Here is a 6,379-nt window from a genome sequence, read left to right as displayed (position 1 = left end):
ACTCCATTTTTAATCAAATAATATAGTTTTCGATTCCTTTTTTTTAGCTTCTGACCTGCATCACGAATAGCATTAACATATTTAAATAAATGATTTATAGCACCAGTCCTGTCATTATTATCGTTGGGTGATGCTGCCGCTGACATTAGCACCCCACCTATCCACCTATTTATTTTTTGTGACCACCGCCACTTCATCGGCCTTTCTATATCACAGAACAAAATAATACGTGTCTGCTCGGTATCATTCTGAGCCCAGTGAACAAAAGTTTCGTCAAAAATTATCACTTCACCATCATGCCAACTGCGGCGTACACCATCAACTTCAATAAAACACCGTTCATCATTTGGTGTTGATAATCCTAAATGATAACGAACTGAACCGGCATAAGGGTCACGATGCTTTCCTAAATGGCTTCCTGAAGGTAATTCAGCAAACATCGCTGCTTTAATACAGGGAATAGAGCTAACCAGTTGGGTTGTTACTGGGCAAAGCCGCTCCGCTGATGGATGAGCATCTCCATACCACTTGAGGTAAAAGCGCTTCCAACCGCGCTTAAAAAATGTATTAAATCCTGCATCATTATTTTTTTCAGATGATTTAATGTGCCCTTGCAAATTAACAGCTTCGTCTCTTATAACCTGCCAGTTATCAATTAATGGTTGAAGTTCAGGAAATGTTTCTGGGGGAAACCATGCCTGCTTTGACGGCAGCTTCGAAAAGCCTGTCATAAACATATTTATCGGAGCCATAAATGTTGAATGATCAAATAACTGCCTGGAAAACTTTTGTTTTATTTTACCGCGAGAATGCGCATACAATACACTGATAAGAAAAACAAAAATAATAATAAGTGACAGCATGTGTATATTCCTTGTTCACGCCAATAATAAAAATCTCTTAAAGATAACATAATGAATGCACTTAAATTATAATCTAAATGCTATTTATCAATAGTATAATCGAAGCTTCACCAGAACATATCTACTACACAGGCAGAGAGGATTTCAGCAGGAATTATGCTGAAATGAATCAAAGGGACGGACCGTGATATACCCGCTGTCGCTGTGATCGTTCGAGCTCCAGCGCTTTCTGATGCCGCGCCTCCCGCACCTGCTGCAGCTCGACGGCATTCAGCCGCTCGACAACCGGCGCAGCTGATCGCTCAAACTCTGCACCTGCCTGCTCAAGCCCGTGACGCGCTCGCTCAGCGCCGCGTTCTCCCGTTGCATAAGACCAGACATCGTCCGCCATTCCGCGAAGGCGCTCTCCCACTCGTCCAGCCTTTTCGAGTAGTCCTGCTGTAGCTGCTCTAATGCGCTCAGCAACTGTTTTTCCAGCTCTGTCATTCTGATCTACTCCCGTACCAGCCTGATGCCGATCTTCGTTCCGTTGTCGAACGTCCAGTTCGTATCCGCTTTCACGCCCTCCGGCAGCACCAGAAAACGCCCCTGGTTGTCCTCCTGGTACCTCACGCCCCACGTCCGGGCGTTCAGCTTCTCCAGCGCGTCCCTCTGTTCCCGGATGCTCGCGTAGTTGTCGAGCATCTGGTTCCCCTGCCACCACAGAATGGCCGCGCTCGAGGCTATCAGTAGCGCGGAGACCAGGACGATGGTCAGCCACGTCTGGCTGACCATACGCACCATGCCTTTCGTGCGCTGGCTCATGGCTGAGGACAGCTTCCGGTCGTGGTCGAGGATGGCGGCGCTGATTCTCTTCTCGCTTTCGCTCAGTTCCGCTCTGACAGACTTCTCGAGCTCGCTGAATGCGGCTTTCAGCATCTCGCCGGTAGTCTGCTGCTGCGCTTTCGATTTCTGCTCTAAGTCCTTCGCCAGCGTTAAAAGACTGTTCATAAATGGCTCCCTTCAGTCGGATATTTCGCCCCCCGTCCGGGTCGGCAATGCTGATGCTGCTTTTTGTGGTGCGCACCACCTTAAAACCCGCGCTTTCCAGCGCCTCAGTGACGTCCTGACGGTTTTTCAGCTCCCCGGACGAGGCTAAGACCAGTAAACCCCGCGTAATCGCCTGGGCGGCTTCCTGCTTCGTTTCCGGCAGCGCGGACGGCGTGACCAGCGCCCGCCGGTTTTCCGGCGCGTTCGGGTCATGCAGCCCCAGCCTGCCGTTCACGATGGTCTGCCAGGCATCGATGCGCGGACGGTCGGCGCGGTCGTAATACGGCTGGAGACGCCTGCCGGTCAGCAGCTCCGTGTTCGGGATCAGGAAGTTCAGCTCCAGCCGCCCTTTGTCCTGGTGCTCAACCCACAGCACGCTGTACTGATCTTTATCGAGTCCGGGCATCAGAACCCGCTCGAAGCTCGCCATCAGCTTTTCACGCTGGCCGGGCGGTAAGTCCTGTTCGGCAAAAGACAGGACGCCGGAGGTGTATTTTTTGGCGTAGGGCGAGGCGTCGATAAGCTCCCGGACTTCCTCCGGCTTCCCCTGCAGAACGCTGGCACCTTCGCGCTGGCGGTCTTTGCCCAGCAGATAATCCACCGGACCAGCGCCACCGCCGCGCCCCCTGGGGTGAAACTTAACGATCATCGTCTGCCCCCTTTTCCAGCACGGCATGCCGCAGCCGCTCGAGTCCGGCATCGATGGCCATCAGTGCGGCGACTACCTGCACGCGGTCGTGCCCGCTGCCGCCACCGCCGTTAACCTGCCGGGCAATCTGGTTAAGGTTGTTCCCCATGCCGGCAAGCTGACGAAGCAGCGCCGGCGAGATCGAGGGGAGTTTGCCGGCGCGGGCAGGCTTCTCGTCCAGGCACGTCTGCCGCATCCAGGCCGCGAGCTGTTTACCGTCGCAGCGTTCCAGCAGACGGCGGTGCTCATCTTCGGTCACCCACATCGTGAGCATTTTGCTGCGTTTGTCTGCCAATCCGGCCTCCTGATAACGCCGGGACGGCGGGAAATCTTTTTCCGGTCGGCGCGGTGTTGGGCAAGCCGCAGGCGCGTCAGTGGTTTTAGCGGGTTTCGGGGCGCAGGCCTGAACCAGTCACGTAGCGCTAGCGGAGTGTATACTGGCTTAATATGGTAAATCGAAGTGGGAATTCAGGGAAGTGCTTCATGTGGCAGGTAAAAAATGCGGCTGTGGGGCGTAAGTGCGAAATGCTGGGGACGATGAAATGACGCCTCCTCGCTCACTCGGTCGCTACGCTCCTGCCGTGAGACTGCGGCGGGCGTTACCGGCTCACGAATGGCGGGATAAAGAGATGGCGCTCAAATCAGGAAGGGCTGGGAAAAGGATGCGGCGTTGCCGTTTTTCCATAGGCTCCGCCCCCCTGACAAGCATCACGAAATATGACGCTCAAATCAGTGGCGGCGAAACCCGACAGGACTATAAAGATCCCAGGCGTTTCCCCCTGGTAGCTCCCTCGTGCGCTCTCCTGTTCCTGCCTTTCGGTTTACCGGTGTCATTCCGCTGTTATGTGGCCGCGTTTGTCTCATTCCACGCCTGACACTCAGTTCCGGGTAGGCAGTTCGCTCCAAGCTGGACTGTATGCACGACCCCCCCGTTCAGTCCGACTACCACGCCCATTCCGGTAACTATCAACTTGAGTCCAACCCGGAAAGACACGACAAAATCGCCATTGGCGGTAGCCACTGGTAAGCAGGATGTGCGAGAGATGTATCGAGAGTTCTTGAAGTGGTGGCCGGACTACGGCTACACTGGAAGGACAGATTTGGTGACACGTCTCGCACAAGACTGTTACCACGGTTCAGAAGTTCCCCAACTTACTGAACCTTCGAAAAACCACCTCCCCAGGTGGTTTTTTCGTTTTCAGAGCAAGAGATTACGCGCAGAGCAAAACGATCTCAAGAAGATCATTTTACAAATTGGATAATATCCCTCCGCCCCTAACACTAATATAAAATTATCGGGCTTGCATGCCCCTCACCATTTTCCCCATATCCACCACCAAACAATAGTTCGTCGAGTTCTTTGCTAGCTTGATCAATACACGCAGCCACATGAATAGCAGAAGGGTACTCATCATACTGAAAATTATCGTTTTTTTCAGGAGGGAGTCGATCATAATACGGATGACAATCCACATAATAATGACGTATTAGCATCCCAGTTTTATCTTCGTACTCTGATGGCTGCAACGTACTCCCTGGGAAAGCTTTTGCAACATGTATAGCAGCTTGAAAGGTATCAAAATATCGCCCAAACATTGGCGTTTCAAAGCTAGGCGACTCTGTCGAAAAATCCCCCATAACTTGCGCCAAATAACCATTATCTATCTGCCATTGAACATCTGATCCCATAGCCCACTCTCCCAGAGTTACTCCTAATAAATAACCATAATATGTATTTACCATAACGCTTCATGTTATGAATCAGCAGCAGCCAGCTCCGCAAGCCTCTTACACGTAGGCGTAAAAAAACCCGCACAGGGCGGGTTTAGGGATAGTGCATGGTTCTGGCACGATAAAACCAATCCTGCGCAGCAACATCATCTTGCTCGACCCCCCATCCATTTTTATACATCTCACCAAGAGATGCCTGAGCTCCTGCATGATCTTGCTCAGCGGCCAGAATAAACCAATGGAAAGCCTGCCTATCACTTTGCTCAACGCCCATACCGAGATGGTACATCCAGCCAAGTTTAAATTGGGCACTACTGTGGTCTTGCTTCGCAGCACAGAGAAACCATTCGACTGCTAACGCATCATTTCTTAAATCAGAGAAAGCATACAGCCTTCCAAGCTGAAACTGAGCCTCTGCATGACCTTGCTCAGCAGCTTTCTGATACCATTCCGAAGCTTTTTGAGCATCTTTATATCCACCTAACCCCAGATGATATGCCCAACCAAGACTAAACTGGGCATCATCATGGCCTTGCTCAGCTGCAAGCTGAAACCAGTATATAGCCTGCTTATAATCCTGATGCACACCAAGACCGCATGAGAATATCTTACCCAGATGAAATCTAGCCTGGCTATCTCCAGCAGTAGCTAGTGCTAACCAGCGCTCAACAGAGAGTGACGGCATAAGGTCATCCCTTAATTGTGATCTGAATATCATCCTCATTCACACCAAAATATAAAGCCAACCCTGCTTTAGCCTCTTTTAGATTTATCGGCCTAACTCTGTTGCTATCCTCCTCATACTCATCATATTCATCCCCGCCTTTTATCGTATTCAAGACTAAGGAATCCTCTTTAGGTAGGGGTTGGAAATCCACTTTGGAGATATCAATTCCCATGTCTTCAAGTTTTCTATAGGAGACTGGATTACGATTGCCGTCCCACTGCCCAGGGATATCAATTTCAGCATAGGAATCAATATTTATGATCCAGCGCTTAGGGTTTTCAGGGGCTCGACTTACTCCGGATATTTTCCCGATCATAAATGCATGATGATGCTTAGCCTCCTGACTACCCCAGTCTTTTTTCGAATTTTGGACGCAAACCAGGTACGGAAGCTTAGCTACGTGAGTAGCATCAAGTCTCCAAGCCTGGCTTCCTCCACTATTTAAAATCTCAGTAATACCCCTGGCCGTAAGAACAGTAATGCAGTCAGTATCAAGCATAGATATCTCCATTTTTGTTTTAAAAAAGGCAAGTCACCGCGTAATGACAATCTTTTTAGCATCAAAAACGGAAGAGCTCAACATAAAACCACAAGATATATACAAATAACTATCCGAAGTACTACGACGATTACTCCTGGGACTGCAAAAAAAACCAGTAAAACACTACTCGACTTCGGCCGGAGGGCTTTTTCTCTCTGGACTCAGTCTGAGTGACAACATGATGTGTGAAGTAAGAACCCGCCACACCGCCGCATTTAACATAAGAGTTCTTGGCCGCACCCCCTGAGAGCCCCTCAGCGCGTTTCTGCGGCCTGAGGGCCGTTTCCGGCACCTTTCCCCGGCCCAAACCCTGAAAAACGCCCCTGATAATTTCTGCGCGGCTGCATGGCTATGCACAAGAGTGAATGGCGGCCGGTTTCGTGAAGGAAATACCGTGAAAGCTCCGAAAGAAACGCTTAATTGCACAGCAGCACATGAACGTGATCAGATGAAATCTGTCTACTGCCGCACTTCTTCACGAAAGGCCCGCTGAGCGTCAGATTCGGGCCTTTCTTACTAAAAAGATTTCAATAGAATTTTTTAGCAGGCGATTTTTATCTATAACCATACATTGAGCATAGAAGACCCAAATTTATGTATGACTCAATAGAAAAAAACAAATCACAGCCATCTAAACACTGAGACAGCAAGCCAAACAAAAATCAAAGAAATAACTCCATTTTTAATCAAATAATATAGTTTTCGATTCCTTTTTTTTAGCTTCTGACCTGCATCACGAATAGCATTAACATATTTAAATAAATGATTTATAGCACCAGTCCTGTCATTATTATCGTTGG

8 protein-coding genes and 2 pseudogenes are annotated in these 6,379 nt (G+C 49.6%); 1 reads left to right on the top strand and 9 read right to left on the bottom strand.

Annotated elements, in window-relative coordinates:
• From lpxO to G9X48_RS01705, 5 genes and pseudogenes are all read right to left on the bottom strand, one after another.
• A partial coding sequence (gene lpxO, locus G9X48_RS01725; protein ID WP_166499910.1) for a lipid A hydroxylase LpxO occupies positions 1-863 on the bottom strand: 863 nt, incomplete at its 3' end.
• Positions 864-1,133: 270 nt separating this feature from the next.
• Positions 1,134-1,349: an MbeD family mobilization/exclusion protein gene (locus G9X48_RS01720; RefSeq protein ID WP_023343075.1), complete on the bottom strand. Its 216-nt coding sequence runs from the start codon at positions 1,347-1,349 to the stop codon at positions 1,134-1,136.
• Between the two features lie 6 nt (positions 1,350-1,355).
• Positions 1,356-1,853: an MbeB family mobilization protein gene (locus tag G9X48_RS01715; RefSeq protein ID WP_142674820.1), complete on the bottom strand. Its 498-nt coding sequence runs from the start codon at positions 1,851-1,853 to the stop codon at positions 1,356-1,358.
• 34 nt (positions 1,854-1,887) lie between these two features.
• Positions 1,888-2,322: pseudogene (locus tag G9X48_RS21385) on the bottom strand (relaxase/mobilization nuclease domain-containing protein); the annotation flags it as partial.
• A gap of 208 nt (positions 2,323-2,530) precedes the next feature.
• Positions 2,531-2,854: a MobC family plasmid mobilization relaxosome protein gene (locus G9X48_RS01705; protein ID WP_192869793.1), complete on the bottom strand. Its 324-nt coding sequence runs from the start codon at positions 2,852-2,854 to the stop codon at positions 2,531-2,533.
• Between the two features lie 642 nt (positions 2,855-3,496).
• On the opposite strand from G9X48_RS01705, the gene G9X48_RS01700 reads away from it, so the two are divergent.
• A complete protein-coding gene (locus tag G9X48_RS01700) occupies positions 3,497-3,607 on the top strand; it encodes a hypothetical protein (RefSeq protein WP_048246078.1) in 111 nt (36 codons plus the stop codon).
• A gap of 254 nt (positions 3,608-3,861) precedes the next feature.
• On the opposite strand, the gene G9X48_RS01695 is transcribed toward G9X48_RS01700, so the two are convergent.
• From G9X48_RS01695 to G9X48_RS21380, 4 genes and pseudogenes are all read right to left on the bottom strand, one after another.
• On the bottom strand, positions 3,862-4,323 hold the full coding sequence (locus tag G9X48_RS01695; protein ID WP_166499909.1) for a hypothetical protein: 462 nt from the start codon (positions 4,321-4,323) through the stop codon (positions 3,862-3,864).
• 82 nt (positions 4,324-4,405) lie between these two features.
• Complete coding sequence (locus tag G9X48_RS01685) at positions 4,406-4,996, bottom strand: tetratricopeptide repeat protein (RefSeq protein WP_023343079.1); 591 nt, start codon at positions 4,994-4,996, stop codon at positions 4,406-4,408.
• A gap of 4 nt (positions 4,997-5,000) precedes the next feature.
• Entirely contained in the window at positions 5,001-5,537 is a 537-nt protein-coding gene (locus G9X48_RS01680) for a hypothetical protein (protein WP_072159713.1), read from the bottom strand.
• 663 nt (positions 5,538-6,200) lie between these two features.
• Positions 6,201-6,379 (bottom strand): annotated as a pseudogene (locus tag G9X48_RS21380) (aspartyl/asparaginyl beta-hydroxylase domain-containing protein); the annotation flags it as partial.

The sequence above is a fragment of the Cronobacter sp. HA18006 genome (assembly GCF_011605445.1).
Lineage (GTDB): Bacteria > Pseudomonadota > Gammaproteobacteria > Enterobacterales > Enterobacteriaceae > Cronobacter > Cronobacter sakazakii.
The sequence above is the reverse complement of the archived record's forward strand: the minus strand, read 5'-3'. Positions and strand labels throughout refer to the sequence as shown.